This is a genomic window from Phaeobacter sp. BS52 (assembly GCF_045040595.1).
In the GTDB taxonomy this organism is placed as follows: Bacteria; Pseudomonadota; Alphaproteobacteria; order Rhodobacterales; family Rhodobacteraceae; genus Phaeobacter; species Phaeobacter piscinae.
This window is the reverse complement of the sequence record NZ_CP090662.1, coordinates 3,165,332-3,191,168: the sequence shown is the minus strand read 5'-3', so window position 1 is coordinate 3,191,168 and position 25,837 is coordinate 3,165,332. Positions and strand designations below refer to the sequence as shown.

At 60.7% G+C, this 25,837-nt stretch carries 21 protein-coding genes and 4 pseudogenes; 8 read left to right on the top strand and 17 right to left on the bottom strand.

Features of this window, described 5'->3' with window-relative positions; genetic code table 11:
- Window positions 1-163: 163 nt before the first annotated feature.
- From L0Z65_RS15370 to L0Z65_RS15350, 5 genes and pseudogenes are all read right to left on the bottom strand, one after another.
- Window positions 164-1,382: pseudogene (locus tag L0Z65_RS15370) on the bottom strand (phenylacetate--CoA ligase family protein).
- 14 nt (window positions 1,383-1,396) lie between these two features.
- Entirely contained in the window at window positions 1,397-2,233 is an 837-nt protein-coding gene (locus L0Z65_RS15365) for an ABC transporter ATP-binding protein (RefSeq protein ID WP_014876149.1), read from the bottom strand.
- A gap of 157 nt (window positions 2,234-2,390) precedes the next feature.
- A complete protein-coding gene (locus L0Z65_RS15360) occupies window positions 2,391-3,674 on the bottom strand; it encodes an ABC transporter substrate-binding protein (protein ID WP_040170225.1) in 1,284 nt (427 codons plus the stop codon).
- A gap of 90 nt (window positions 3,675-3,764) precedes the next feature.
- The gene (locus tag L0Z65_RS15355; RefSeq protein ID WP_014876151.1) at window positions 3,765-4,841 is read right to left on the bottom strand and encodes a branched-chain amino acid ABC transporter permease; all 1,077 of its coding nucleotides are present in this window, start codon (window positions 4,839-4,841) and stop codon (window positions 3,765-3,767) included.
- Window positions 4,842-4,844: 3 nt separating this feature from the next.
- A complete protein-coding gene (locus tag L0Z65_RS15350; RefSeq protein WP_405108989.1) occupies window positions 4,845-5,102 on the bottom strand; it encodes a hypothetical protein in 258 nt (85 codons plus the stop codon).
- A gap of 302 nt (window positions 5,103-5,404) precedes the next feature.
- On the opposite strand from L0Z65_RS15350, the gene L0Z65_RS15345 reads away from it, so the two are divergent.
- A complete protein-coding gene (locus L0Z65_RS15345) occupies window positions 5,405-5,548 on the top strand; it encodes a hypothetical protein (RefSeq protein ID WP_405108986.1) in 144 nt (47 codons plus the stop codon).
- Between the two features lie 57 nt (window positions 5,549-5,605).
- Here L0Z65_RS15345 and L0Z65_RS15340 read toward each other — a convergent pair.
- From L0Z65_RS15340 to L0Z65_RS15330, 3 genes and pseudogenes are all read right to left on the bottom strand, one after another.
- Window positions 5,606-6,593 (bottom strand): annotated as a pseudogene (locus tag L0Z65_RS15340) (branched-chain amino acid ABC transporter permease).
- 74 nt (window positions 6,594-6,667) lie between these two features.
- Window positions 6,668-7,477, bottom strand: coding sequence for an ABC transporter ATP-binding protein (locus L0Z65_RS15335; protein ID WP_096790007.1), 810 nt, complete (start codon window positions 7,475-7,477; stop codon window positions 6,668-6,670).
- A 97-nt stretch (window positions 7,478-7,574) separates the two neighbouring features.
- Window positions 7,575-9,518, bottom strand: a complete 1,944-nt coding sequence (locus L0Z65_RS15330) for an AMP-binding protein (RefSeq protein WP_405112579.1) — start codon at window positions 9,516-9,518, stop codon at window positions 7,575-7,577.
- A gap of 271 nt (window positions 9,519-9,789) precedes the next feature.
- Between L0Z65_RS15330 and L0Z65_RS15325 the strand changes: the two genes are divergently transcribed.
- The 7 genes from L0Z65_RS15325 (at window position 9,790) to L0Z65_RS15295 (ending at window position 16,567) form a co-directional block, all read left to right on the top strand.
- Window positions 9,790-11,691 (top strand): PAS-domain containing protein, encoded by a 1,902-nt coding sequence (locus tag L0Z65_RS15325; RefSeq protein WP_405108983.1) that lies wholly within the window; start codon window positions 9,790-9,792, stop codon window positions 11,689-11,691.
- Entirely contained in the window at window positions 11,688-12,359 is a 672-nt protein-coding gene (locus tag L0Z65_RS15320) for a response regulator transcription factor (RefSeq protein ID WP_405108981.1), read from the top strand. Before L0Z65_RS15325 ends, L0Z65_RS15320 begins: the two co-directional genes overlap by 4 nt.
- Window positions 12,360-12,473: 114 nt before the next feature.
- On the top strand, window positions 12,474-12,701 hold the full coding sequence (locus L0Z65_RS15315; RefSeq protein ID WP_040170210.1) for a WGR domain-containing protein: 228 nt from the start codon (window positions 12,474-12,476) through the stop codon (window positions 12,699-12,701).
- A 312-nt stretch (window positions 12,702-13,013) separates the two neighbouring features.
- Window positions 13,014-13,664, top strand: coding sequence for a histidine phosphatase family protein (locus tag L0Z65_RS15310; protein WP_405108978.1), 651 nt, complete (start codon window positions 13,014-13,016; stop codon window positions 13,662-13,664).
- Window positions 13,665-13,712: 48 nt separating this feature from the next.
- Complete coding sequence (locus tag L0Z65_RS15305) at window positions 13,713-14,327, top strand: glutathione S-transferase family protein (RefSeq protein ID WP_405108975.1); 615 nt, start codon at window positions 13,713-13,715, stop codon at window positions 14,325-14,327.
- Window positions 14,328-14,337: 10 nt separating this feature from the next.
- Window positions 14,338-15,390, top strand: coding sequence for a saccharopine dehydrogenase (locus tag L0Z65_RS15300; protein WP_405108972.1), 1,053 nt, complete (start codon window positions 14,338-14,340; stop codon window positions 15,388-15,390).
- A 34-nt stretch (window positions 15,391-15,424) separates the two neighbouring features.
- On the top strand, window positions 15,425-16,567 hold the full coding sequence (locus L0Z65_RS15295) for a saccharopine dehydrogenase family protein (protein ID WP_405108969.1): 1,143 nt from the start codon (window positions 15,425-15,427) through the stop codon (window positions 16,565-16,567).
- Window positions 16,568-16,685: 118 nt separating this feature from the next.
- Here L0Z65_RS15295 and L0Z65_RS15290 read toward each other — a convergent pair whose 3' ends face one another.
- The 9 genes and pseudogenes from L0Z65_RS15290 to L0Z65_RS15250 form a co-directional block, all read right to left on the bottom strand.
- Window positions 16,686-17,009: a DUF3775 domain-containing protein gene (locus tag L0Z65_RS15290; RefSeq protein ID WP_096872789.1), complete on the bottom strand. Its 324-nt coding sequence runs from the start codon at window positions 17,007-17,009 to the stop codon at window positions 16,686-16,688.
- A 99-nt stretch (window positions 17,010-17,108) separates the two neighbouring features.
- Window positions 17,109-17,675 carry an adenylate/guanylate cyclase domain-containing protein gene (locus tag L0Z65_RS15285; RefSeq protein WP_405108966.1) on the bottom strand — a complete coding sequence of 189 codons (567 nt, stop codon included), beginning with the start codon at window positions 17,673-17,675 and terminating at the stop codon, window positions 17,109-17,111.
- A complete protein-coding gene (locus L0Z65_RS15280) occupies window positions 17,620-18,411 on the bottom strand; it encodes a hypothetical protein (RefSeq protein ID WP_405108963.1) in 792 nt (263 codons plus the stop codon). The genes L0Z65_RS15285 and L0Z65_RS15280 overlap by 56 nt, the downstream gene beginning before the upstream one ends.
- Window positions 18,411-19,640, bottom strand: coding sequence for a DNA recombination protein RmuC (locus tag L0Z65_RS15275; protein WP_405108960.1), 1,230 nt, complete (start codon window positions 19,638-19,640; stop codon window positions 18,411-18,413). The genes L0Z65_RS15280 and L0Z65_RS15275 overlap by 1 nt, the downstream gene beginning before the upstream one ends.
- Entirely contained in the window at window positions 19,640-21,592 is a 1,953-nt protein-coding gene (gene mutL, locus L0Z65_RS15270) for a DNA mismatch repair endonuclease MutL (RefSeq protein WP_405108954.1), read from the bottom strand. Before mutL ends, L0Z65_RS15275 begins: the two co-directional genes overlap by 1 nt.
- Before the next feature lie 79 nt (window positions 21,593-21,671).
- Window positions 21,672-22,602, bottom strand: a pseudogene (locus L0Z65_RS15265) (metal ABC transporter permease).
- The gene (locus L0Z65_RS15260) at window positions 22,599-23,804 is read right to left on the bottom strand and encodes a metal ABC transporter permease (RefSeq protein ID WP_405108951.1); all 1,206 of its coding nucleotides are present in this window, start codon (window positions 23,802-23,804) and stop codon (window positions 22,599-22,601) included. The pseudogene L0Z65_RS15265 and the gene L0Z65_RS15260 overlap by 4 nt, the downstream one beginning before the upstream one ends.
- A pseudogene (locus L0Z65_RS15255) lies at window positions 23,804-24,654 on the bottom strand (metal ABC transporter ATP-binding protein). Before L0Z65_RS15255 ends, L0Z65_RS15260 begins: the two are co-directional and overlap by 1 nt.
- A gap of 14 nt (window positions 24,655-24,668) precedes the next feature.
- On the bottom strand, window positions 24,669-25,679 hold the full coding sequence (locus L0Z65_RS15250; protein WP_405108948.1) for a metal ABC transporter solute-binding protein, Zn/Mn family: 1,011 nt from the start codon (window positions 25,677-25,679) through the stop codon (window positions 24,669-24,671).
- Window positions 25,680-25,837: the final 158 nt, after the last annotated feature.

The window sequence follows — 25,837 nt, the reverse complement described above, 5'->3', positions numbered from 1 at the left end:
CGATCATTTTCGTCGGAAATGCCAGCAACAATGGCAAAGCGCAGCCATTCGCCGCGCCCGCATAGGTCACTGTGTTTGGCGAACCCAAAACTGGCGCAACCGGAGGGAGGAACCCGGTTGCGCCAGATATGCCCGTATCGGGTGGTCCCCACAGGACAGGGGATCAGTCGTAGCTGCGCTGGTCCTCAATGACCAAACCGTCTTTTGGCAGGGCTCCGGGGGCGACCACTTCCACGCGCCCCTTCAGCTTCAGCACTTCCACAACCGAGCGGGAAAAGGCGATCTCATCACCGTTCTGTGCTTCGATCTGGACGGTCATCGCATCCATTTCACCATCCCGGCTGGCAATGACCCGCGCCTTCACGATTTCATCGTGTTTGTCGACCAGTGCCGCAACCTGTTCGGGGCGCACAAACATGCCCTTGATCTTGGTGGTCTGATCGGCGCGGCCCATCCAGCCTTTGATCCGCATGTTGGTGCGGCCACAGGGGGATTCTCCCGGCAACACAGCGCTGAGATCCCCGGTAGCAAACCGGATGAGCGGATAGTCCGGGTTCAGCGTGGTCACCACGACCTCGCCCACCTCACCCACCGCAACTGGCGTACCAGTGCCGGGGGTGACAATCTCGACGATGACCTGTTCATCGACGATCATGCCCTCCATTGCCGCGCTCTCATAGGCGATATTGCCCAGATCCGCCGTCGCATAGGACTGCAAACAGGTGATTCCACGATCTGCATATTCCTGACGCAGGGACGGGAACAAGGCCCCGCCTCCGACCGCCGCCTTGGTAAAGCCCAGCTGCACACCCATGGCGTCGGCCTTGTCCAGGATCACCTTCAGATAGTCTGGCGTCCCGGCATAGGCCGTGGCCCCGACGTCACGCGCCGCAGTCACCTGAAGCTCGGTCTGGCCAGTCCCCGCGGGCAGCACAGCGGCGCCAACGGCACGCGCGCCGTTCTCAAAAATCATGCCTGCTCGGCGTCAGGTGATAGCCAAAGCAGTTCTGCACCACATCACCGGGACCAATACCCGCCGCATGCAGGAACCGCCCCATCCGCCACCAGTCATGATCCACCCCGCCCGGTTCGTAGATCGGGCCTGGCGACTGGAAGATATGGGCAAAACCACTGGCAGGTTTCACTGTGAACCCACCAAACGGTGGATGCGCGGCCTGTGCCTTGCCCAAGTCGGATTTGCGCAGAACCGGCAGAGCCGCCAGATCCGCTACGGAAGTAATGGATGCGGCGTCAACATTCCGCAGGCTGTCGCCATAACCGGGCGCGGCCATGGCACGGGCAATCTGCTGTGGCAATTGTTCCGCCAAATCGGAGGCACGGGCCTCTGCACTGCGGGTCTCAAGGCTGTCAAAATTTGTCATGTCAGCACCCCGCCTCAGCTCAACCACCGCTTCCGGCGGCGATAGGATCGCACATCCCGGAAACTCTTGCGTCCGTCGTCGGACATGCCGAGGTAGAATTCCTTCACATCCGGGTTCTCACGCAGTTCAGCGGCGGGGCCATCCATCACCACACGACCGGATTCCAGAATGTAGCCATAATGCGAGTAGCGCAGCGCCACATTGGTGTTCTGTTCGGCCAGAAGGAAAGTCACCCCTTCATTTTCATTGATCGACTTCACGATCTCAAAGATCTGTTCCACCAACTGCGGCGCCAGCCCCATTGATGGCTCGTCCAGCAGGATCGTCTCCGGGCGGCTCATCAAAGCGCGGCCCATGGCAACCATCTGCTGCTCACCACCCGAGGTGTAGCCCGCCTGGCTGCGGCGGCGCTCCTTCAGACGTGGAAAGTAGCTATAGACCATCTCCAGATCGCGCTGGATGTTCGCATTACCATCGCTGCGCGTATAGGCGCCCGTCAGCAGGTTTTCCTCGACGGTCAGATGTTCGAAACAGTGACGGCCTTCCATCACCTGAATAACACCTTTTTTGACCAGTTCGGCAGGATCCCGATCCTGAATGCGCTCCCCGCGATAGCTGATCGACCCTTTGGTGACCTCGCCCCGCTCCGAGTGCAGCAGGTTTGAAACCGCCTTGAGTGTTGTCGTCTTGCCCGCGCCATTGCCGCCCAGCAGCGCGGTGATCCCGCCCTTCGGGACCTTCAGGCTGACGCCCTTCAAAACGAGGATCACGTGGTTGTAGATCACTTCGATGTTGTTGACCTCAAGCAGGGTCTCTGCCTGAACATCGGTGGTTTTGGCTGTATCCAGCATCTTTTGTTGTCCTCACGCGGTCCTGACCCGATCGCCCTGTTCCGGGTCTGTCAGTGGGTGCGGCCCTCACGCGCCGCACCGGATGATATGCGCGCCAGCTGCGACGCGGTTCGGCAGATCCGCCCCCGACCGAAAGCCGGGGACAGACCAGACTGCGTTACTTGCAGCCCGCCTCGATGTTGTTTTCCTTGGCATAGGCCATGGAATCTTCCTCGATCAGCGGCTGGATCACGTCGCGGTCGCTGGGTGCGAAATCGCTGATCAGGTTCCAGGTTTTGGCCGAGGCATCCCACTGGGTCATCCCAACCAGGCCGGGGCCACCGTGGTTTTCACAGGAAACGTTGAAGGAGGGACCGAAATACGGCATCCCCAGCGCAGACATGCGCGCCTCGGGCATCTCCAAGGCTTCCATGCCATCGCGCATCATCGCCGGGGTGATGTCGTTGGTGCCATGGATCTCCTGTGCGGTCTTGGCCGCTTCAACAGCCAGCATCGCCGCATACATGCCACGGTTATAGAGCACGTTGCCGATCTGATCGCCGGCACCAGCCGCAAGCCCCTTGTCCACAACATGCGTCTGGATATCCCCGAACACAGGGAAGTCACGACCCACACCGTGGAAGGTCACAGCCTTGTAGCCATTGGCCTTTTCGCCTGCCGCCATCACGTCATGTTCAGCACCGGACCACCAGACGCCGATGAAATTCTCCATCGGATAGCGAATATTGGCGGCTTCCTGAATGGCGACCTGGTTCATCACGCCCCAGCCCCACATGATCACGAAATCCGGACGGTCGCGACGGATCTGCAACCACTGGGATTTCTGCTCCTGACCGGGGTGGTCGACGGGCAGTGTCGACAGGGTGAAGCCGTGTTTCTTCGACAGCTCCTCCAGCGTCCGGATCGGCTCCTTGCCATAGGCGGAGTTGTGGAACAGCAGCGAGATTTTCTTACCGTTCAGATCACCGCCGTTTTCTTCCAGCAGATAGTTGATGATCCCCGAGGCACCATCCCAGTAGTTGGCAGGATAGTTGAAGACATTGCTGAACACTTCGCCATTTGCCGCCGATGTCCGGCCATAGCCCATGGTGTGCAGCGGAATGCCATCTGCGGTTACTTTTGGGATCAGCTGATAGGTGATGCCGGTGGACAGCGGCTGATAGACCAGCGCGCCTTCGCCCTTGGTCGATTCATAGCATTCAACACCTTTCTCAGTGTTGTAGCCAGTCTCGCATTCGATGACCTTTGCCTTCACGCCATTGATGCCGCCGTCGCGCTCATTGACCAGCGTAAAGTAATCCGCATAGCCATCCGCAAAGGGGATACCGCCAGCCGCATAGGGGCCGGTACGATAACTCAGCGACGGAAACACCAGGTCCGCCATGGCAGGGCCAGCGGCCATCACGGCGCCCAGCGCCAGAGTTGTCAGTTTCATTTTCATCGGGTCTCATCCTCCCTTGAATTGTCCGATGTGGGTCACAGCGGGGGTTGATCTTGTTATTGCCCCGCGGTCTTGCTTGGCCGGTCCCGCTTAGTGCGGGAAAGGCCAGAGTCTCAGTTTTTCCTTGGCCACGCGCCACAACTGGGCGATGCCATGCGGCTCCGCGATCAGGAAGATCACGATCAGCGCACCAACAATTACCAGCTGGATATGGGCCACGATATCCGTGGGCCAGCCCAGCACATCCACGCCCACGACCTTCAGAACGACCGGCAGCAGCACCAGGAACGCCGCCCCGGCAAAGGAACCAAAGATCGAGCCGAGACCGCCGATGATCACCATGAAAAGCACCAGGAATGATTTGTTGATGCCAAAGGCTTCACCAACTTCAACGGCGCCAAGATAGACGGAAAAGAACAGCGCGCCGGAAACCCCGATGAAGAAGCCCGACACCCCAAAGGCCGAGAGCTTGGCCTTTAGCGGGTTCACCCCGATGATCTCCGCCGCAATGTCCATGTCACGGATCGCCATCCAGCTGCGGCCTACGGTCCCGCGGGTCAGGTTGCGGGCAACCAATGCGCAGAAGGCCAGAAAAATCAGGCTGAACATATAGGTGGCCCAGGCCGGTGCATTGGGGCCAGTGATGATGATGCCGAACACATCCCGTTCAGGCGCACTGATCTGACCCGAGGCGGAGTAGTTGTAGAACCACGGCACCCGGTTGAAGAGCCAGACCAGAAAAAACTGCGCCGCCAGCGTCGCCACGGCAAGGTAGAACCCCTTGATCCTCAGCGATGGCAGACCAAACCCGATGCACACCAGCGCTGTGATACCACCGGCAAGCAACACATGAATGAACATGCTCATTTCCGGGAACGCCGTCATCAGCTTGTAGCAGGCATAGGCGCCCACAGCCATGAAACCACCAGTCCCGAGGGACACCTGACCGCAGTACCCGACCAGGATATTCAGGCCAATCGCGGCGATTGAGTAGATCAGGAACGGCAGCAGGATCGCATTGGCCCAGTAGTCATTTACCACAAAAGGCACCACCAGGAACGCCAGTGCCAGCACCACGTAGTAGCGGATCCGGTCAAACTTGATCGGGAAGGTCTGACTGTCATCTTGGTAGGAGGTTTTGAAATCTCCGGCTTCACGATAGAACATGACTCAGATGCTCCCTTCTTGCTGCGCGCGGTTTCTCTGACCCGCGTCGAGTTGATTTGTCTTGCTTGCGTAGCCACTTAGCTCGGCCACACGGGCCAGTCGCAAATAGGTAAGGATACCGGTGATCAGCCCCGCCGCCGCCAACAGCGATGCCGTGACCATCTGCGCCTCCGAAAATCCTTCGGCAGTCAGCGCCAGGTAGCCAAAGGCCCAGAACCCGGCCCATGCGATCACATTGACGATGGCAATCAGCTTGGTCATCTGACCCCTCCGATGTTAACCATTTCTTCGGATTTCCGGCTTTCGCCACATTTCGCCCAATTCTCTGTGCCATCTTCTGCGTGGGAAAAGTGAGTGGGAACGATGAGTGCAATTTTGCAGGAAATCCGGCAGCTAGAGGCTGCCCGGGACAGGGGAGACATATCTCCCGAAGACTTTAAAAAGGCGAAGTACCGGCTGCTCAGCACAGTCGAAGACGCGACAGTGTTGCCGCAGGCCAATCGCCAGTCCCCCCGCGCGCCGCAGCGCGACAATCGGGGACCGCGGCCTCTACGGCCTGGGGCATGTTGCTTCTGGCTCTATGCGCCGCTGCTGTCATGACGGTGCTCGTCGGCCAATTGGTCGGGGACATCACCATCGCCTTCACACTGGTGGTCACCGTCTTTGCCGCCATCGTCGTCGCCGCCTTCCGTCGCCTGGAAGGCTGAGTAAAACGGCATGGCGCGGCCATATTCCGGTGGCGCCATGCAGACATGATAACGGCCTCAGACCCTTTCAATGATCTTCTCCCCGAACAGACCTTGCGGGCGGAACACCAGGAACAACAGGGCCAGCACATAGGCAAACCAGTTCTCCGTCGCGCCCCCAACCATGGGACCGATCATGAATTCGAACAGTTTTTCACCAACACCGATGATCAGCCCGCCGACAATCGCGCCGGGGATCGAGGTGAAGCCGCCAAGCATCAGCACCGGCAGAGCTTTCAGTGCGATCAGCGACAGGGAGAACTGCACGCCGGATTTGGTGCCCCACATGATGCTCGGCAACCAGCGCAACAAACCCCGCAACAGACCAGACCAGCACCCAGATGAAGTTCAGCGAGATCCCAACCGACAAGGCCGCCTGGTGATCATCCGCAACAGCCCGCATCGCGCGGCCCTGTTTGGTATACTGCGCAAAGGCGACCAGCCCCATCACCAGCAGCGCGGCAATAACCGTCGCCACGATATCGAGGTTGTCGATGAAGAACCCATAGTCGAAGATCTGATAAGTGGTCTCGTCAATCCACAGGTTGATCCCCTGCGGCAGGCCGACATCCAGCGCTTTGATCTCGGACCCCCACATCAGATCCGCCACCCCTTCAAGGAAATAGGCAAGTCCAATGGTGGCCATGAACAGGATGATCGGCTCCTGCCCGACCAGATGACGCATCACGAAATGCTGTACCATCCAGGCCAGCAGCACCATCACGCCCACTGTCATGAGAATTGCGACAAAGGACGGGACGGTCCAACCGAAATGGGTGATATGCCCACCGAAGATCGCATTGATCACATGGGAGAACGGCACCTGACCGTTCATAATTCCCACCAGAGTCATGGCCGCAAACAGTGCCATCACACCCTGTGCATAGTTGAAGATGCCCGAAGCCTTGTAAATCAGGACAAAACCCAGCGCGACCAGCGCATAAAGTACGCCCGCCATCAGGCCGTTCAGCGTGACTTCCATCGCAAAGACGAGTTGTTCAGGCATCCCGCTCTCCTCCCGCAAGTGTCTTCAGAGACGCTTGCCAAAAAATTTCATAATTTTTCCCGCCGAGCTGCTGATCAGTCATGGCTAACCCCCAGATAGGCATCAATCACATCCTGATTGTTGCGCACTTCGTCGGGGGTGCCGTCACCAATCTTCTTGCCATAGTCCATCACGACAACACGATCGGACAGGTCCATGACGACACCCATGTCATGTTCAATCAGCGCAATGGTGGTGCCGAATTCATCGTTCACATCAAGGATGAAGCGGGACATGTCCTCTTTCTCCTCGACGTTCATGCCCGCCATCGGCTCGTCCAGCAGCAAAAGCTTGGGTTCCGCGGCCAGCGCGCGCGCCAGCTCAACCCTTTTTTTCAGGCCATAAGGCAGACGTGCCACTGGTGTCTTGCGGATATGCTGGATCTCGAGAAAATCGATGATCCGTTCCACCGCCTCGCGGTTTTCGGTCTCTTCCGCCTCCGCCTTGCCGCGCCAGATCGCCTGCTGAAAAATATTGGTTTTCATGAAGTTGAGGCGCCCGGTCATCACATTGTCCAGCACGCTCATGCCATCAAACAACGCGATATTCTGGAACGTGCGTGCGATGCCCTGACGGGCCACCTCATAGGGGCGCATCTGCGGGCGGGGTTTGCCGCGAAACAGCACCTCGCCTTCCTGCGGCACATAAAACCCCGAGATCACGTTCAGCATCGAGGATTTGCCCGCGCCGTTTGGGCCGATGATGGCCCGGATCTCACCCTCGCGAATGTCAAAGGAGATGTCCTTGATCGCCACCACGCCGCCAAAGCGCAGGGTGATGTTTTTCATCTCCATCACCACGCCGCCGATCTTGCGCCCGTCCTCGGTGATATAGCCGTCTTCCATATCCTTCACGACACCGCGCCTTTCGCATTGTTGTTTTGTTGTCTATGGCTTCGCGCCGCTGCCGACCGCATCGCTGCGGGTCTTGTCATCAACTGTCTCATTCCGCAGCCACCGCTTGTGGGGTAACCGGCACGACCTTGGCATCAATGATGTCCAGCGTGGCGCTGATTTCACCCTTGCGGCCATCCTCATAGGTCACTTCCGTACGTGTCGAAATCTGCGAGGAGCCATCGTAAAGCGCTGTGATAATGTCGGAATACTTGTCCTCGACCACCACACGGCGCACCTTGCGGGTCCGGGTCATCTCGCCATCGTCAGCATCCAGCTCTTTGTGCAGCACAACAAAGCGGTGCACCTGACACCCCGAAAGCATGACATCCTGTGCCACCGACTCGTTGACGGTTTCGACATGTTCCCTGATCGATTGCAGCACCTTCGGATGCCCCGCCAGCTCCTGATAGGAGGCGTAGGCGATGTTGTTCCGCTCCGCCCAGTTGCCAACTGCCGTCAGGTCGATGTTGATAAAGGCGACACAGCGGTCCCGGTCATTGCCGAACAGCACAACTTCCAGAATGTCCGGATAGAACTTCAGCTTGTTCTCGACGTATTTGGGCGCAAACATCGCGCCGTCCGCCATTTTGCCAACATCCTTGGCACGGTCGATGATGCGAAGGTGGCCGCTGCCCTCTTCAAAGAATCCGGCATCCCCTGTGGCGACCCAGCCCTCGGGATCCTTGGTCGAAGCCGTGGATTCCGGGTTTTTGTAATATTCGACAAAGGTTCCGGGAGAGCGATAGAAAATCTCACCATTGTCCGCGATCTTGATTTCCACGTCAGGGGCCGGAACCCCCACAGTATCGGCGCGCACCTCACCATCGGGTTGCACGGTGATAAACACCGTCGCTTCGGTCTGGCCGTAAAGCTGCTTCAGGTTGATGCCCAAGCTGCGGTAAAAATCGAAGATCTCCGGCCCGATCGCCTCACCGGCGGTGTAGCCAACGCGAATACGGCCATAGCCCAGCGTATCCTTCAGCGGACCATAGACCAGAAGATCCCCCAGCTTGTACTTCAGCCGGTCCATCAGCCCGACCGGGCGACCATCCAGAATGTCACCGCCGACCTTCTTGGCATGCGCCAGGAAGTGGTGGAACATCTTGCGCTTCAGCGTGCTGGCGTCTTCCATGCGGATCATGACGCTGGTCAGCTGACCTTCGAAAACACGCGGCGGCGCGAAGAAATAGGTTGGCCCGATTTCGCGCAGATCCGTCATCATGGTGTCGGCGCTCTCTGGGCAGTTCACACAGAAACCGCACCAATAGGCCTGCCCGACCGAGAAGATGAAATCGCCGACCCAGGCCATCGGCAGATATGACAGGATATTCTCGCCTGCCGTCAGCTTGTCAAACTCCGCAGAGTTCTTGGCGCTCTCGATCACATTACGATTGGACAGAACAACGCCCTTGGGCTTGCCTGTGGTGCCCGAAGTGTAAAGCATCACGCATGTGCTGTCGTAGGTCAGCTTGGCCTTGCGGGCTTCCAGATCAGGCGTCCATTCATCGCGCGCCGCCCGGCCCTGCTCCTGCACATGGGCATATTCATGCAGCGTATGGTGGTCATATTTGCGCATGCCGCGCGGATCCAGATAGATGATCTGCTCCAGATTGCTCAGCTGCTCCTGAACCTCGAGCACCTTGTCCACCTGCTCCTGATCACCGGCGATAACGAACCGTGCGCCACAGTGATCCAGAACATAGGACATCTCTTCGGCGACCGCGTCCTGATAGAGAGGCACCGGAACCGCGCCCACCGATTGCGCCGCAACCATCGCCCAGTACAGCGATGGACGGTTGCGTCCGATGATGGCGATGAAATCTCCCTCGTTGACCCCGAGGTTGATCAACCCAAGCGCAAGCGCCTCGATTTCCTTCTGGGTCTCGGACCAGGTCCAGCATTGCCAAATGCCGAATTCCTTTTCCCGATAGGCTTGGCGGTCACCAATCTGCGCCGCATTGCGTTCAAGCAGCGCCAGCAGGGACATCATCCCTGCGGCACCCGACTGCGTCTGAGCCACGTTCTTTCTCCTCCCCTTTCCGACCCATGCGGCCGGACTGATCGCTACCCGCGATTCTGATCCCGATTAGGGACGGCCTCATGCTATGGCGTCAACTTTTTCCTGATGTTTTCCCAAATCTTACGAATTGTAACAGCCGTTCACCTGGCGTACGCAGGCCCTCTTGGGCGGTCCCCCTGTGACAGGCTAGCCCCTTTGCGCAGGCCGATCAGGATGCTAGCCATACGCCGTGGGAGACAGCATGAACCGATCCGAAAAACACCGCGCCACGATGACCACCGCCGGGCTCAACCTGATTGCCCAGGCGATGTCGATCTACGACAGCGATTTGCGTCTGGTGGTTTGCAACCAGCGCTTTCAGGAGATGTTCGATCTGCCCGATGCGCTGATCACTCCGGGCGCACGGTTTGAGGAAACCATCCGCCATATCGCCACCAGCGGCGAATACGGGCCCGTTGATGATATTGAGGGGTTCGTGCAGCAGCGGGTTGATCAGGCGCTCGACTTTGTGCCCCACTATCTGGAACGCGAACGCGCCAACGGGCAGGTGATTTCGATCGAAGGGGCGCCGCTGCCGCAGGGCGGCTGGGTCACGGTCTACACCGACATCACCCGCACCAAGCGGATCGAACAGCTGTTGCGCGCCCGTTCTGAGGAAATGTCCGATCAGCTGATCGTCCATACCGAGGAACTCTCGGCCACCAACCGGAAACTGGCCGCCACGATCACCGCGCTTGAGGAGGCCAAACGCCAGCTCACCGAGATGGAGGCCCGCACCCGCCTCACAACCGAGATGATGCCCGCCCATATCGCCCATGTGGATGCAGAGGGTTACTATACCTATACCAACCGGCGCCTCAGCTCTGTCTTTCCCAGCCGTCCTTCAGAAATTCTCGGCATGCATATTGCGGAGGCACTCGGCGCTGCCGCCTATGACAAGATCGCCCCACATCTGATGGCCGCCTATCAGGGCGACAGCCCGGTTTTCGAATTCACCGAAAATCACGACAGCCGCCGGATCCGGGTCGCCTTCACCCCCGATGCCACTGGCGGCGTGTTCATCCTGTCCATGGATGTGACCGAGGAAACCCAGACCCGCGTCGCCCTGCAACAGGCGCGCCGCCGCGAGATGGCGGCCCAGATGACCAGCGGGCTGGCGCATGATTTCTCTAACCTTCTGACCATCATCCTCGGAATGCAGGGCAAGCTGGCGATATCCGACCTGAACCCGGAGGCCGCCGATCTGGTCCAAGCCACGTTGTCAGCCGCACGGCGCGGCGGACGGCTGCTGAACCGCATCGCGGAAATGACAGGCCATCGCAGCCTGCGCCCGCGCGCCACCGATCTGCATGCCCTGTTGCAAGAACTGATGGTGCTTGCAACGCCCTCGCTGCCCCAGGGTATGGGCCTCAGCATCGTGGACCATACCCCAGATGTGCGGCTGCTGCTCGACCCCGGAAAACTGCAGGATGCCCTGCTAAACCTTATCCTGAATGCGCGTGATGCTTGCGGCACCCAAGGCCAGATCACCGTCAGCGCCCATGTCGTTGGCCAGACCTGGTTGGAGGTCAGCGTGACCGACACCGGACCCGGATTTTCAAAAACCGCATTGGACAAGGCGCTCAATCCGTTTTTCACCACCAAAGGCGGCGAAGGCTCCGGCCTGGGACTGCCGATGGTCTATGACATGGCCAAATCCACCGGCGGCGACATGCGTATCGGCAATACTGTCTCCGGCGCCAGCGTGACCCTGCGCATTCCCTATCGTCTTGCGCCGGATGCTGCGGGCGGGCTGGCGCTTCTGGTGGAGGACAGCGAGGAGCTGCGCGCCACCTTCCGTGACATGCTAATCGATCTTGGCTATGCCGTGGTTGAGGCCACAAGTGTGGACGAAGCCTGCGCGCTGACCGCCGACATTGAGGGTATTTCGCTGGTTCTGTCAGATATCAAACTTCAGGGCAGCGCCACAGGCATTGATCTGGCCGACCGCTTGCAGAGCGCCCGGCTGCCCTGCATTCTGATGACATCCCTGCCAACCAGCGACCCTCTGTTTCGCACCGCCCTGAAACGCTGCCCGGTGTTGCAGAAACCTTTTACCACCCATCAGCTCTCAGCGCTGATCAAATCGGACTCCGCCGCATGAGCAGACCCCTTATTACCATTCTGGATGACGAACCTGAAATCCGGCGCATTCTGACCGACACGCTTGAGGAAGCCGGGTTTCGCACCCAGAGCTTTGCCCGTGCCCGCGAGTTCGAGGCCTCGCTCAACCGGGTGACCCCCGATGTCTGTCTCGTGGATCTGTCACTGCCAGATACCGACGGGCTGGCGCTGGTCCACCGGCTGGCACTGGAACAGGGGGCCGCCGTGATCATCATTTCTGGCCGCGCACAGGTGCAGGATCGTGTCACCGGGCTGGAGCTTGGGGCGGATGACTACATCACCAAACCCTTTGACCCGGCAGAGGTCGTGGCCCGCATTCGCGCCCGCCTGCGTGGCGGCCCGCGCAGCGCCGCAACCACGGGAAACAGCGCCGAGTTTTCCGGCTGGACCGCGCATTTTGACCGCTACATCCTGGAAGATGACAGCGGCGCAGAGACACCATTCTCCCATGCAGAGGGCGAGGTGCTGCGGCTGTTCCTCGAAAGCCCGAAACGCCTGATCTCCCGCGCGCAAATGCAGGAGAGCCTGGGCGGTGGCGCTGGAGAGAGTTTCGACAGGGCAATGGATGTGCGCATTTCCCGCCTGCGCACGAAACTGCGGGAGGACCCGAAGAACCCCCGGTTGATCAAAACGATTTACGGTGCTTAGCTATATCTTTCTCGGCGATGTGACCTGGCTCTAAGTGGCAGGCCGCACCGCAGAATATCGTGACAGCTGCAGCGCAGACTGGACGCAGCGAATCGGGGACGATATGATTCGTATATGGCTACCTGTCTGCTCTATCGCCAAGCCCCCGCGCGGGTTCCGCGCTTTTATCGGATCGAACTTGCGATGAACCTGTTCGCCGAGGTCTCCGTTCTGCGGGAATGGGGGGTTGCTGGCGGCAGCGGGCAAAGTACGATCAACATCTACGGCAACCTGCGAGAGGCGTCGATCGCCGCGGACCACCACCGAAAACGGATGCTGAAACGCGGCTACGACCGCGCCTGATCTTCGCTGCTGCCACCGCTCCAACCGGGGTAAGATCTGGTCGCCGCCTGTCCCAAGCGCGGCACAGTCTAAGGCTCTCATCACCGAAACCTGCCGCACGCCCACTGCGCAACAGCTGCAAAACCAGTGTATTTTCACGATCTGGCGTTAAGCCTTTGTTCGGTTGTTTCGCACGCGAAACATTTGGTCCGATCCGGACCTAAATGCCAGATCATGCGTCTGCCTTACACGATTGGATCCGAAATCGCGAACTGACCCTTTCCACCGTTGCAAAGCTTGCATAAGACTTGCGCGGACGCAAAGGAACACGCCATGACCCATATCACGCTGATCCGCCACGGACAGGCCAATACCGGCGCCCGCGACGAGGCGAGCTATGACCGGCTAAGCGATCTGGGCCATCAGCAGGCACGCTGGCTGGGCGCGCATTTGCGCGACACCCGCGTGCATTACACCCGCGTCTATTGCGGCACTCTGACCCGCCACATCGAAACGGCTGCCGGCATGGGGCTTGAAGATGTGGTGCAGGATCCCCGCCTGAATGAGATGGAGTATTTCAACCTCGCTGAGGCGATGCAGGACCAGCATGGTCTGGATATTCCCACCGAGCGTGAGGGGTTTGTCGATCACATGCCCAAAGTCTTTGCCGCCTGGGCCGCAGATGACATCGCAAACCCACCCGAAAGCTGGCGCGACTTTCAGACCCGCACAAAATCTGCCCTGACAGAGATCGCGGCAGGGGACGGCCCGGCCTTGGTGGTCACATCGGGCGGATTGATCGCGATGGCGATGGGGCAAGCGATGGGGCTTGATACAACCGGAACCGCGCGGATCGCGCTGGCAATCATGAACAGCTCCCTGCACCGGTTGCACCCGATCGGCGGTCACCTGAGCCCAGTTCTGTTCAATGCTGTCCCGCATCTCGAACATCCGGAGCGCCACTACGCGCAAACGCATCTCTAGGCTCAGCATGGAGCACTGAGAACGCATGATCTGAGGGAGGACAGACTGATGCAGCTATATTACGCACCCAAGACGATTTCGGTGGCCGTCGCGATTGCGCTGGAAGAGGCTGGACTGGACTATGAACCCATCCGCATCGACTTTGCTGCCAAGGAGCAACTTGGCGACGCCTATGCCCAGATTAACCCCAAGGGCCGCGTGCCCGCATTGGTCGTCGATGGCGGTATCCTAACTGAAACCGGCGCGCTGTTGGAATATGTCGCCGATCTGGCCCCGGACGCGGGCCTGCGCCCCAAGGATCCCGTGCTGCTGGCGCGCATGCGCGAGGTGATGTTCTACCTCGCTTCTACCATGCATGTGAACCACGCCCACAAGCTGCGCGGCAGCCGCTGGGCCAATGAGCGCAGCAGCTGGAAAGACATGCAGAAGATGGTGCCCCAGACCATGGCAGCTTCCTGCGACTATATCTGCCAGTCCGGCCTGCGCGGCCCCTTGGTGCTGGGTGACACGCTCAGTCTCGCCGATTGCTACCTCTATGTGGTGTGCAGCTGGCTGGAAGGCGACGGGGTCAATGTAGCGGACTACCCCAAAATTCAGAAATTCATGGCGACCATGGACCAGCGCGAGTCCATTCGCGCCGTGACCGCCAAGGGCATGCTGTAAAGGACAAGACATGACGCATCTATGGGTACGGGCCGAGCAGCGCCCCAATGAAGAGCGGGTCGGCCTGACCCCCGAAGGCGCCAAGGCGCTCCTGGACGCAGGCATCAAGGTCACGGTTGAGGAAAGCTCGGTCCGGGCGATCCCCTTGCAGGGCTATATCGATGCAGGCTGCGAGATCGCAGCAGAGAACACCTGGCCGGACGCCCCAAAGGAGGCCATCATCTTCGGTCTGAAGGAACTGCCGGAGGATGGTACCCCGCTGCCGCATCGCCACATTATGTTTGGCCATGCCTTCAAGGGCCAGCATTCCGGCAAGGCACTGCTGGAGCGGTTCAAGGCCGGTGGCGGTACGCTCTATGATCTGGAGTATCTGGTGGATGACACCGGCCGCCGGGTTGCGGCCTTCGGCTATTGGGCCGGGTATGCAGGTGCCGCCGTCACCCTGAAAACCTGGGCCGCACAACAGCGGGGCGAGATCTGCGGGCCAGTGGGTGTCTACTCCGGCAAGGACGCGCTTTTGGCCGAACTCAGCGCCGAGCTGGACGCGCTCGCAACAGCCCGTCCCAGCGCCATGGTCATCGGCGCGTTGGGACGTGTCGGAACCGGTGCGGCGGATCTCTGCGAGGCGATGGGGGTCACGGTCACCAAATGGGACATGGCCGAAACCGCAAGCGGTGGCCCCTTCCCGGAGATCCTGGCCCATGACCTGTTTCTCAACTGCATCTTTGCCCGTCCCGGCACCCCGGTGTTCGTCCCGCGCAAGGCATTAGAGCAGGATCGTCAGCTGACCGCCATCGGGGATGTCGCCTGCGACCCGGACAGCGACTATAATCCGGTACCGGTCTATGATCGCGCGACAACCTGGGCCTCCCCCGCACTGCGGGTCGCCGAACACCCGGTGCTTGACGTGATGGCCATCGACAATCTGCCATCCATGCTGCCGGTCGAAAGCTCGGAAGACTACGCCGCACAGCTTCTGTCCTCTCTGCTGACGCTCACCGATCTGCAAAGCGGCGTCTGGGGGCGGGCGGAAACCACCTTCAAGGATCATCTTCCGGGCTGACAGCTGAGCGGAACCAACAACGGAGACTGAGAAAATGACAATCCATTGGTGCGGCACCGGCCTGTCCGCAATTCCCGGCCTGCGCCGCCTGCTTGAGGCCGGTCATGACGTCGCGGTCTGGAACCGCACACCGGACAGGGCGCGCGAAGCGATTGGCGATCTGACCAACAACATCCACAGCTTTAGTCTGGCCAACCTCGGCCAGATGCTGAGCCCCAAGGACGTGATCGTGTCGATGCTGCCCGGCGACTGGCACGTGCCTCTGGCGGAGCTGGCGATTGAGCATGGCGCGCATTTCGTATCCTCTTCCTACATTGCGCCGGACATGCGTGCCCTAGACCAAAAGGCCAAAGATGCAGGCGTCTGCCTGATCAATGAGGTTGGTCTCGATCCCGGTATTGATCACCTGATGGCCCATGCGCTGGTGGCTGACTATAAGGGCTCGGACGCCTTCGATGCGGCAAATGAAATCAGCTTCATCTCCTACTGCGGCGGCATCCCCAAGACACCGAACCCGTTCCGCTACAAGTTCAGCTGGTCGCCGCTCGGCGTGCTGAAGGCGCTGCGCTCTCCATCCAAATCGATCCGCGATTTCAAAGAACTGGATGTCGCGCGCCCTTGGGATGCGATCTCATCTTATGCGGCACCGCTGCCCGCACCAGAGAGTTTTGAGGTCTACCCAAACCGTGACTCCCTCCCCTTCATGGCGCAATATGAATTCGGTGACGACTGGAAGGTGAAGGACTTCGTCCGCGGCACCCTGCGCCTCAATGGCTGGGCTGAAGCCTGGGCGGATGTGTTCAAGGAGGTCGAAACCCTGGAAGGCGCCGAAGGGGATGCCCGGCTCAAGGAGATGTCGGATCAATTCTGGATCGAAAATGCCTATGGCGAAGGTGAGGCAGACCGCGTCGTGCTTTGCGTTGGCCTTAAGGCTGAAAAAGACGGCTCTGAAGTCTGGCACAAAACCTACGTCATGGATGCCTGGGGGGATGAACGCGGCACCGCCATGGCGCGTCTGGTGTCTTATCCCGTATCCTTTGCCATTGAGGCGGCTATGAACAGCAAAATCGCACCCGGCGTCAGCGCCGCCCCCAGCGATCCTGCATTGGTGGATCAATGGATGACCAAGATCGGTGAACTGGCTCAGCACCTTGAGGTTGTCGACAACAAGACCTGAGGTATCCCGCTGTTAGGGGCAGCGCCCCGGCAGGCAAATCACGCGGGCGCCGGTTACCGGCGCCCTTCTCCATCAGGCTCCACGCATCAGGGAAAGCCGACTAGGTCAGCCGACCAGCTTAGCGCCCGATGACATCCTCTTCGACGCCCTGCACATCAATCCCCAGCGCATCCAATCCGGCCTCCAGATTGTCCGACAGATGCGGTGTGCCGATCAGGTAATCAGCAGTTGGGGTGGTCGCCTCCTGTCGGGCAGTGGCGATGGCCTCGTCCAGATCACCGGCCTCGAAACTGTCGCGACCGATCCACATGATCGCCACCAACTCGGCCTGTTCATCTTCGCCCATCCGGTCAATGAACGCCCTGAGTTCACCTTCGGCGCGGGTCAGCTCACGGGCCATCAGGGCCACCTGCGCCACCTTGCGGGTACTGATCTCAAGCATGGCGATTGTCCTCCGTTGTCCGCGCTTGCAACAGGGATCTAAGCCCCATTCGCCGCCACCGTCCTTGATCTGAGGCAAAGACCGCAGCAAAGGCCCCGATCAGCCCTCTCTGCCGTAGATCTCAATCACCTTGCTGCGCCCGCGCAGGGTGACCGGCGGCAGGGACACCCAGCGTTGGCGGGCGGGTTCGACCCCTGCCACCGTCAGTGTAACGGCAGAGGCAATGATGATCTGTGGCACTGTCTTGCTGTGTTGCTCCAGCCTTGACGCCGTGTTCACCGCATCCCCAAAGACGGAATATTCCAACCGCGCCGCGTTGCCCACGACGCCGGAAAACACCTCGCCTGCGTGAACACCGATGCCAATCTCGACCACCGGCTCCCCGGCTGCAACCCGTCGGTCCGACCAGCGGTGAATCGCCTCGCAGAGCGTCGCCGCGCAGGCCAATGCCCGGGCGGCACCATTGGAGCCACCCATTGCGACCGGTGCATCATCAAACAGCAGCATCGCGGCATCGCCCATGTATTTGTCAATCATGCCGTCATGACGCGCCGCACTCTCTTCGACCTCATTGCGGAAAGCGGTGATGAAATCTCCGACTTCCTGCGGGTCACGGGTTTCCGACCACCGGGTAAAGCCACGAATATCGACAAACATCACCGCCATCGGCTGCCGCTGACCTTGCTGCAGCGCCGACAACCCGCCATCCGCCAGCTGATCGGCCACCTGCGCCAGGCAGGTAGCGGGTCAGATTGGCGCGCGCATCAGCCGCCTCCAACTCGCGGTAGAACAGCCGCCGCATGCGCGCCGCCGCCAGCACCATGACCAGACCCGCAAGGAGGATCATCGTCAACTTCATCACATTAGCCGGGGTATCCAGCACGCTGTGCAAGATCCCAAGCTGCCCGCCATCAAACCGGCCATCCGGCCAGAATATCAACGCGCCCAACCCGCCACTGAGCAGCACCGTTGTATAAAGCTGCAGACGCGGGTCCATCCGCATCACGCCATAGGCCAGGACCAGCGGCACCAGCCAGGCTGGCGGCAACAGCAACGCCACCCCGCCGGGATAACTGCTGTTTTCTAGGCTGAACCAGACATTGAAGAGGAGAAACCCGCAATCAGCCGTCACGCTGAACCATGACATCCAGGGCCGGAACCATCCGAGCGTGGTTGCAGCAAAGGTCACCACGCCCAGCATCAGATAGGCAAACATCGTAAGCACGGCGAACAACAGCTGGCGATGCAGAAACGGGGCCAGCGTGCTGAAATCCAACCCGGCCACGGTGACCGCGAACACGGTAAACAGGCCCAATGTCACCGCGATCCTCAGGACCGAAACCAACCGCTCTGCCGCGATTGAGGCATTGGTCAGCAGGGGCGCGATTGTCGTCTGCTGCATCAGCTCTCGGGCCGCCCCAGCGGAACGAAATTGGCCGGATCACCGGGCTGGCCGATCCCTGCCGACGGTGCCGCGATTTCCTCAAAGTCGAAGTTGTCCAGCCGCTGCGCGCGCCGTCCGGCCTTGTCGGCACTGATCTTGATCTCTGCAATATCCTTGGCCGCCATACCAAAATGCCGGTCCAGATTGCCGACCCGGTCGCCCAAGCGCTCCACATCCTTGTGCAAATGCGCCAGCTCGCTGCGGATCGCCCCGGCCTGTTCCCGCATCCGGGCATCTTTCAGGATGGCACGCATCGTATTCAGCGTTGCCATGCAGGTCGTCGGAGAGACGATCCAGACCTTAGCGGAGAAGCCCTCCCGTACAATATCAGAGAAATTGGCATGCAGCTCGGCATAGACAGCCTCAGACGGCAGGAACATCAGCGCGCCATCTGCGGTCTCGCCGTCCAGAATGTATTTCTCCGAAATGGCCCGAATGTGGGCACGCAACGCGGCCTTCAGCTGGCGCGCCGCACTGGCGCGCTGCTCCTGTGTTTCCGCGTTGCGCAGCGCCTCATAGGGTTCCAACGGGAACTTGCTGTCGATCACAATCGGGCCGGGTGGATTGGGCAGGTGGATCAGACAATCGGCGCGCTTGCCATTGCTCAGGGTATGTTGAAACGCATAGCTGTCAGCGGGCAGCGCCTTGGAGACGATATCATTGAGCTGGATCTCACCAAACGCGCCACGCGTCTGCTTGTTTGCCAAGATATCCTGAAGCCCCAGAACATCCCCGGACAGTTTGGTGATATTGTCCTGCGCCTTGTCGATCACCGCCAGCCGCTCTTGCAACTGGGTCAGCGAGGTTACTGTGCGTTTGGTGGATCCATGCAGGCTCTCCTGCAGGCGTTCCTGCATATCCGCGAGGGCGCGCGCCTGTCGCAAAGCGTTATCTGACAGGCGATCATTGACTTGCTGCTGCACCGCGCTGAGCCGGGTTTCCACCGTCTGGATCATCTGCACCTGCGCATTGGCCTGCGCGTCCGAGACATGTTGCACGCCGCCGCGCAGCTGCTGAACACTTTGCCCCAGATGGGCCATCTGCTGTGCAATCGGCGCAATGCTCTGCGCGGCGCGAGCATTGGCGCGCAGCATCATGAGGAGAACCAGCAGCACGAGGCCACCCAGTCCCAGCAGCGCGAGAGTCTGCGGGTCTGCGGTCTGCAGAAACAGCGCGATGGTCTCCATCAACTGCGTCCAAACAGGCGTTCGATGTCGGCCAGTTTCAGCTCAACATAGGTGGGGCGGCCATGGTTGCACTGGCCCGAATGCGGCGTGGCCTCCATTTCGCGCAGCAGGGCATTCATTTCCTCGCCCCGCATCCAGCGCCCGGAGCGGATGGATCCATGGCAGGCGACACGGCTGAGGATGGCTTCAATCTTGGCCTGAACCAGCTGGCTTTCGCCCTGATCATCCAGCTCATCCAGAATGTCGCGCACCATTGCTTCGGCATTCACGGTCCCCAGAATGGCCGGTGTTTCCCTCACCGCAATGGCGCCACCGCCAAAGGCCTCGATCCCAAGACCAAAGCGGGCGAGGTCCTCTGCAACCGCCAGAATACGGGCACAATCGCCCTCGCTCAGCTCCACAATCTCGGGGATCAACAGGGCCTGCGCGGCCACGCCTGTTTCCGCCATCTGGCGTTTCAGTTTTTCATAGACCAGCCGCTCATGGGCGGCGTGCTGATCGACGATGACCATCCCGTCGGCAGTCTGGGCGATAATGTAGTTTTCATGCACCTGCCCGCGCGCGGCGCCAAGCGGCAGTTGCTCGGCCCCGGGTGCGGAGGTCTCGGATCTCTCCAAAGGCCGACCCGGGGCCATGTCCGGGCTCTGGCGCTCCGGCGTTTCTGTCACCCGGCCACTATAGGCCTGTGCCAATTCGGCGAATCCTGATGAGGGCGGCACCTCGCCGCCAAAGGGGCGCGTCTGGTCCGGCGCCTGCGCCGCATAAGAGAGGCTCCGCGCGCCCAATGAAGGGCGGTCCATCTGGTAGATCCGTGGTGCCCCATCCGCGCCCGGCTGGCTGGCCATGGGTTCGGGACGCATTGCACCCAGTGTGGCGCCAGCCACCGTGCTGGAGGCCCGGTGACCGGCCTCAGCCAGCCCATGACGCAGCGAGGAGACTATCAAACCGCGCGCAACACCTGGATCCCGAAACCGGACCTCGGATTTGGCGGGATGCACATTCACGTCCACCAGCGTCGGATCACAGTCCAGAAACAACGCCGCCGCCGGATGGCGATCCCGGCTGAGGAAATCGAAATAGGCCGCCCTGAGAGCGCCGGTCAGCATCTTATCCTTGACCGGTCGCGTGTTCACGAACAGGAACTGCGCCACCGCCGCCCCGCGCGAATAGGTGGGCAACGCCGCATAGCCAAAGAGCCGCACACCGTCGCGGGTGGCGTCAATCTTCAGCGCGTTCTCTGCAAATTCCCGGCCAAGAACCGTCGCCAACCGCCCGTGCAGCGCATCGAAAAGATCACCGGTCAGGGGATCGGCGCGGAAGGTCACGCGCCCCTCGCCACCGCCGGACACATCGCGCAGGGTGAACCCCACTGAGGGTTCCGCCATGGCCAGACGCTTGATCACATCGCCGATGGCTTGCGTTTCGGCCCGGTCGCTGCGCATGAACTTCAACCGGGCTGGGGTCGCGTAGAACAGATCCCGCAGCTCCACCACCGTACCGGCCCGCAAGGCCGCCGGTTTCACCGGGTCCATCTGTCCCCCGGCCACACGGATCTGGGCCGCGTCCTGATCCTTGGCACGACTGGTGATGCTCAGCCGTCCGACCGCACCAAGGGAAGGCAGCGCCTCACCGCGAAAGCCAAAGGTATGGATGTTCAGCAGATCGGAGCCGTCGATCTTGGAGGTGGCATGCCGGGACAGCGCCAGCGGCAGATCCGCAGGCGACATGCCGCAGCCATCATCGGTCACCCGGATCAGCGTCTTGCCACCGTCAGCAATGTCGATGGTGATCCGCGCGGCGCCCGCGTCGATGGCGTTCTCCACCAGTTCCTTCACCGCCGAGGCCGGGCGCTCCACCACCTCGCCTGCCGCGATGCGATTGATGGCGCTGTCGTCGAGCTGCCGGATGACCGGTTGAGAGATGCCGCTGATTTGGGGGTCTGCTTGTGCCATGCCGCAATATTTAGCATGCCGCCGCGCGATTCTTCCAGCCGCAATCCTCGCGGCTGGACAATGTCAGTGGTTACGAAACTCAGATGCCCGCAGGCGCCCCAGCCCGGTGCCGGCACGGCCCGAACCGCGCTGCAATGGCCAGCAACAGGCCTGAAACTGTCGCGATCATACCCGCTGCGCTGACCGCATCGGTCGCGCCAAGCCACAGCGGACCATATCCCGCCAGCACATAGCCGAGCACAGCCGACACAACAGCAAAGGCAACGCTCCAACCCAGTTGCCCTTCGAGGCGGTTCGACATCATCCGCGCCGCCGCAGGCGGACAGATGAACATCGCAATCACGATGATCGATCCCACCGCATCAAAGGCGGCAACGGCGGCAATAGCGGCGGTGATCACCAGCCCCAGCCCCAGGAGGTTGGTGCGAATGCCAAGGGTCCGGGCAAAGCCTTCATCAAAGGTCGAGATCTTGAGCGACCGCCAAAACAGAGCGATGAAAAGAATGACACCAATCAGGGTCAGCGCCATGCGCGGCAGCTCGGCTAAGCAGATAGCTGAGTGCCACCGGATCCAGCAGCGAGGCCCAGCCGGTGGCATCCAGCCAGATCAGGCTTTCGAGATTGCCATAGAGCGCATGTTCCACATCCAGATGCACCGTTGATGTGTCGGTCTGTTCCAGCAACAAGACGCCACCTGCAAACATGGTGGTGAAGACAACACCCATCGCCGCGCCCGGCTCAATCCGGCCAAGGCGCCGGATCAGCTCAATCAGAATCACCGCAGCGATGGCCGCCCCAGCCGCGCCCAGCATCATCGGCCCGGCGGCGATTACTCCGGTCAGCAGGAAGGCCACAACAATGCCCGGCAGGACCACATGGCTGATGGCATCGCCGATCAGCGCCTGGCGACGCAGCAGCAGAAAGTTGCCGGGCAGCGCGCAGGCCACGGCTGCAAAAATTCCGATCAGCAGCGGCGTCAGCGAAAGGGGAACAAATTCAGCGCCATTCATGCCGGAACCTCGCGGGGGCCGCCGATGCGACGGTCAATTTCAGAAATCTGATCCTCGGTCAGGACCGTCTCAATCTCGCGCAGCCCATCATAGAGCGCGGCTGCCGCCTCATGGGTCTGATCGCTACGAACCAGTGCCCAGCGATGCTCATCCCGCAAGGCCTTGGCGGCACGGGCCCGGCCTTTTTCCGTAGGCACACCATCCGCGCGCAGCAACCCGCGCTGACGCAGCAGCCGCAGGGTCAGCGGTTCATAAATCACCTGATCCTGCGCCAGCGCCAGCAATCCCTGCCGCAGATGGACCCGGCGCTGAAACCGCAGATGACGCAACACAGCGGCAAGCACGCCACGATTGGGGGCCAGCAGAAGCGACAGCGCAAAGAGACCAAAACTCATCAACACAATGATCGGACCGGTGGGCAGATTGGGCGCCGAGGCCGAGACCGCTGCCCCAAGATAGGCCGAAAGCCCTCCGGCCACTCCGGCCAGCAGCACAACCATATCGGATCGCTCGGTCCAGAACCGGGCGGTGACAGCCGGGATGATCAGCAGTGCCACGATCAGGATCAAACCGACGATCTTCAGCCCGACAACGGTGACGGCCATCACCAGTCCCATCATCATCGTATCGATCCGCGACACGGAAATGCCCCGCGCCGCTGCGTATTCAGGGTCAAATGCAACCAGCGTCATCGGACGCCTGAGCAGCAGGATCAGCAGCAATGTGGCCGCACCACCGCCAGCGATCACCAGCGCATCATTCCACAGCATGCCCGCAGTGGAACCGAGTAGAAACCCCTCCAATCCGGCCTGACGGCCCACGCCAAGCGTCTGAATCACGGTCAGGATCACGATGCCGAACCCGAAGAACACCGACAGCACCGCGCCAATCGCGGCATCCTCGGCCAGGCGGGTGCGCCGCGTGAGCCAGTTGAGACACCAGAGCCCCGCCATCGCCGAGAGAGCGGATCCGGCCAGCAGACCAGCCAGATTGCGCCCATCCCCGCCAAGCGCGACCATGACGAGAAAGGCCAAGCCAACACCGGGTAGCGTCGCGTGGCTAATGGCGTCGCTGACCAGTGCCCGTTTGCGTAGGAACAGAAATGTGCCAGTGATTCCAGAGGAGATACCAAGCAGCGTCGCGCCAATGGCGACCAGTGTGGCGTTATAGCCCATCTGCAGCAGCAGAGCGTCCCACAGCATCAGAGCGCCCCACCGGTCTGCGGGCGCCGCGACGCCGGTGCTGTGGCCAGTTGATCGACCTGCGCCGTAGCAAGCCGTCCGCCATAAGCGCTTTGCAGTGTTTCCGGGGTAAAGGCCTGCGCCACTGGACCTTCGGCCACTTTGCGGGTGTTGATCAGGAACACATTGTCAAAATACTCCGCCACTGTGGCGAGGTCGTGATGGACCACAACCACGGTCTTGCCATCTGCACGCAGCTGTTTCAGCACGGCGATGATGGCCTTTTCGGTCGCTGCATCCACGCCAAGCAAACGGTTCATCCAGCAGGTAGAGATCCGCACCCTGCGCCAAGGCCCGCGCCAGAAAGACCCGCTGCTGCTGACCACCAGAGAGCTGGCCGATCTGGCGGGTGGCAAAATCGCCCATTCCGACCCGGTCCAGACAGGCCTGTGCAGCCGTCTGGTGGCGGCCAGTGATCCGTCCCAGAAGACCCAGCTCGCGGTAAAGGCCCATCATGACCACATCAATCACCCGCGTCGGGAAATCCCAGTCCACACTGGCGCGTTGTGGCACATAAGCGATACGGCCACGCTGACTGTCCAGCGGTTTGCCAAAGACCTGCACCCGCCCCGAGACGGGCGGCACAATGCCAAGTGCCGCCTTCAGTAGCGTTGATTTGCTGAGCTCCATTGGGACCGATGATGGCGGTCATCCGACCCGGCTCCACCGTCATATCAACTGAGAAGACAGCGGGTTTCTCACCGTAGGTGACAGTCAGGCCGCGAATGGCCAGCGGCGATTGTTCAAGATGTTCACGGCTCTCAGCTGCGCCAGCAGGTGCGCCATTTTCACGGGCCAATTCCACAGTCATCTCACTCGGTCCTATCAAAGCCCGGCACCGGAGAGACGGCCTGACATGCCCTTGGGCGGCACCTCGGCGCCAAGTGCTGCGGCGATGGTGGTCATATTGTGATCCAGCATCCCGACATAAGTGCCCTCATAGCTGCCATCCGCGCCCATGGCGTCGGAGAACAATTCTCCGCCGATCCGGACCTCATCCCCCTGTGCAGCAGCGCCTTCGATCAGGGCACGGACGGAACGATCCGAGACCGAGCTTTCGACGAAGACCGCGGAGACACCACGCTCCACCAGCAGATCGACCAATTCGCCGATGCGGTTGAGGCCCGCCTCCGACTGGGTGGAAATGCCCTGAATGCCCAGAACCTCAAACCCGAAGTCACGCCCGAAGTAGCCAAAGGCATCATGTGCCGTGACCAATACGCGGTTTTCCTCAGGGACCTGGGCAAGAATTTCAGTTCCGTAGGTGATCAACTGATCCAGTTCCGCCAGATGCGCCGCAGCGTTGGCCGCAAACAGGTCGGCCTGTTCCGGGCGCGCCTCGGTCAGCGCCGCCTGTACCTCTGCCACCATGTCCTTCCACAGGGCGGGTGTCATCCAGACGTGCGGGTCGAATTTATCGGCATAGGTATCGTGACCACGCAGTTTGCCCTTGTCCAGCCCATCGGCAACCGCCACCACCGTCCGCTTGCGCGCCAGATCGTGGAAGAACTCCTCCATCTGCGCCTCAAGATACAGACCGTGCCAGAGCACCAGATCCGCCCGGGTCATCGCAACGATGTCGGACCGCGTCTGGCGATAGGCATGCGGGTCCACCCCCGGCCCCATCAACGCGCGGACCTCAACGGCATCACCGCCAACCTGACGGGCGGCATCCGCAATCATGCCGGTTGTTGCCACCACTTTCAGGGGTGCCTCTGCCCGCGCCGGGCCAGCACCAAGCCCCCCAATAGGTAGCGCGATAAGCCCGGTGAGAGCCAGCATAGCCGCCAGCATCATTCTGCGGGCCATCATTGGTGAGTTCAGTTGCAAACGCATAGGGCAGGTCCTTTGGATACCATCTGTCCCAATAAGAGCACGGCGCGGCGCCCTGTCAATGATAATGCGAATTATTCGCAATAATAAATGCGAATCGTTCTCAATATGAGTGAATTTTTGTCCAAACAGTCAAAAATTTACTCCCAAGGCGGCCCCGC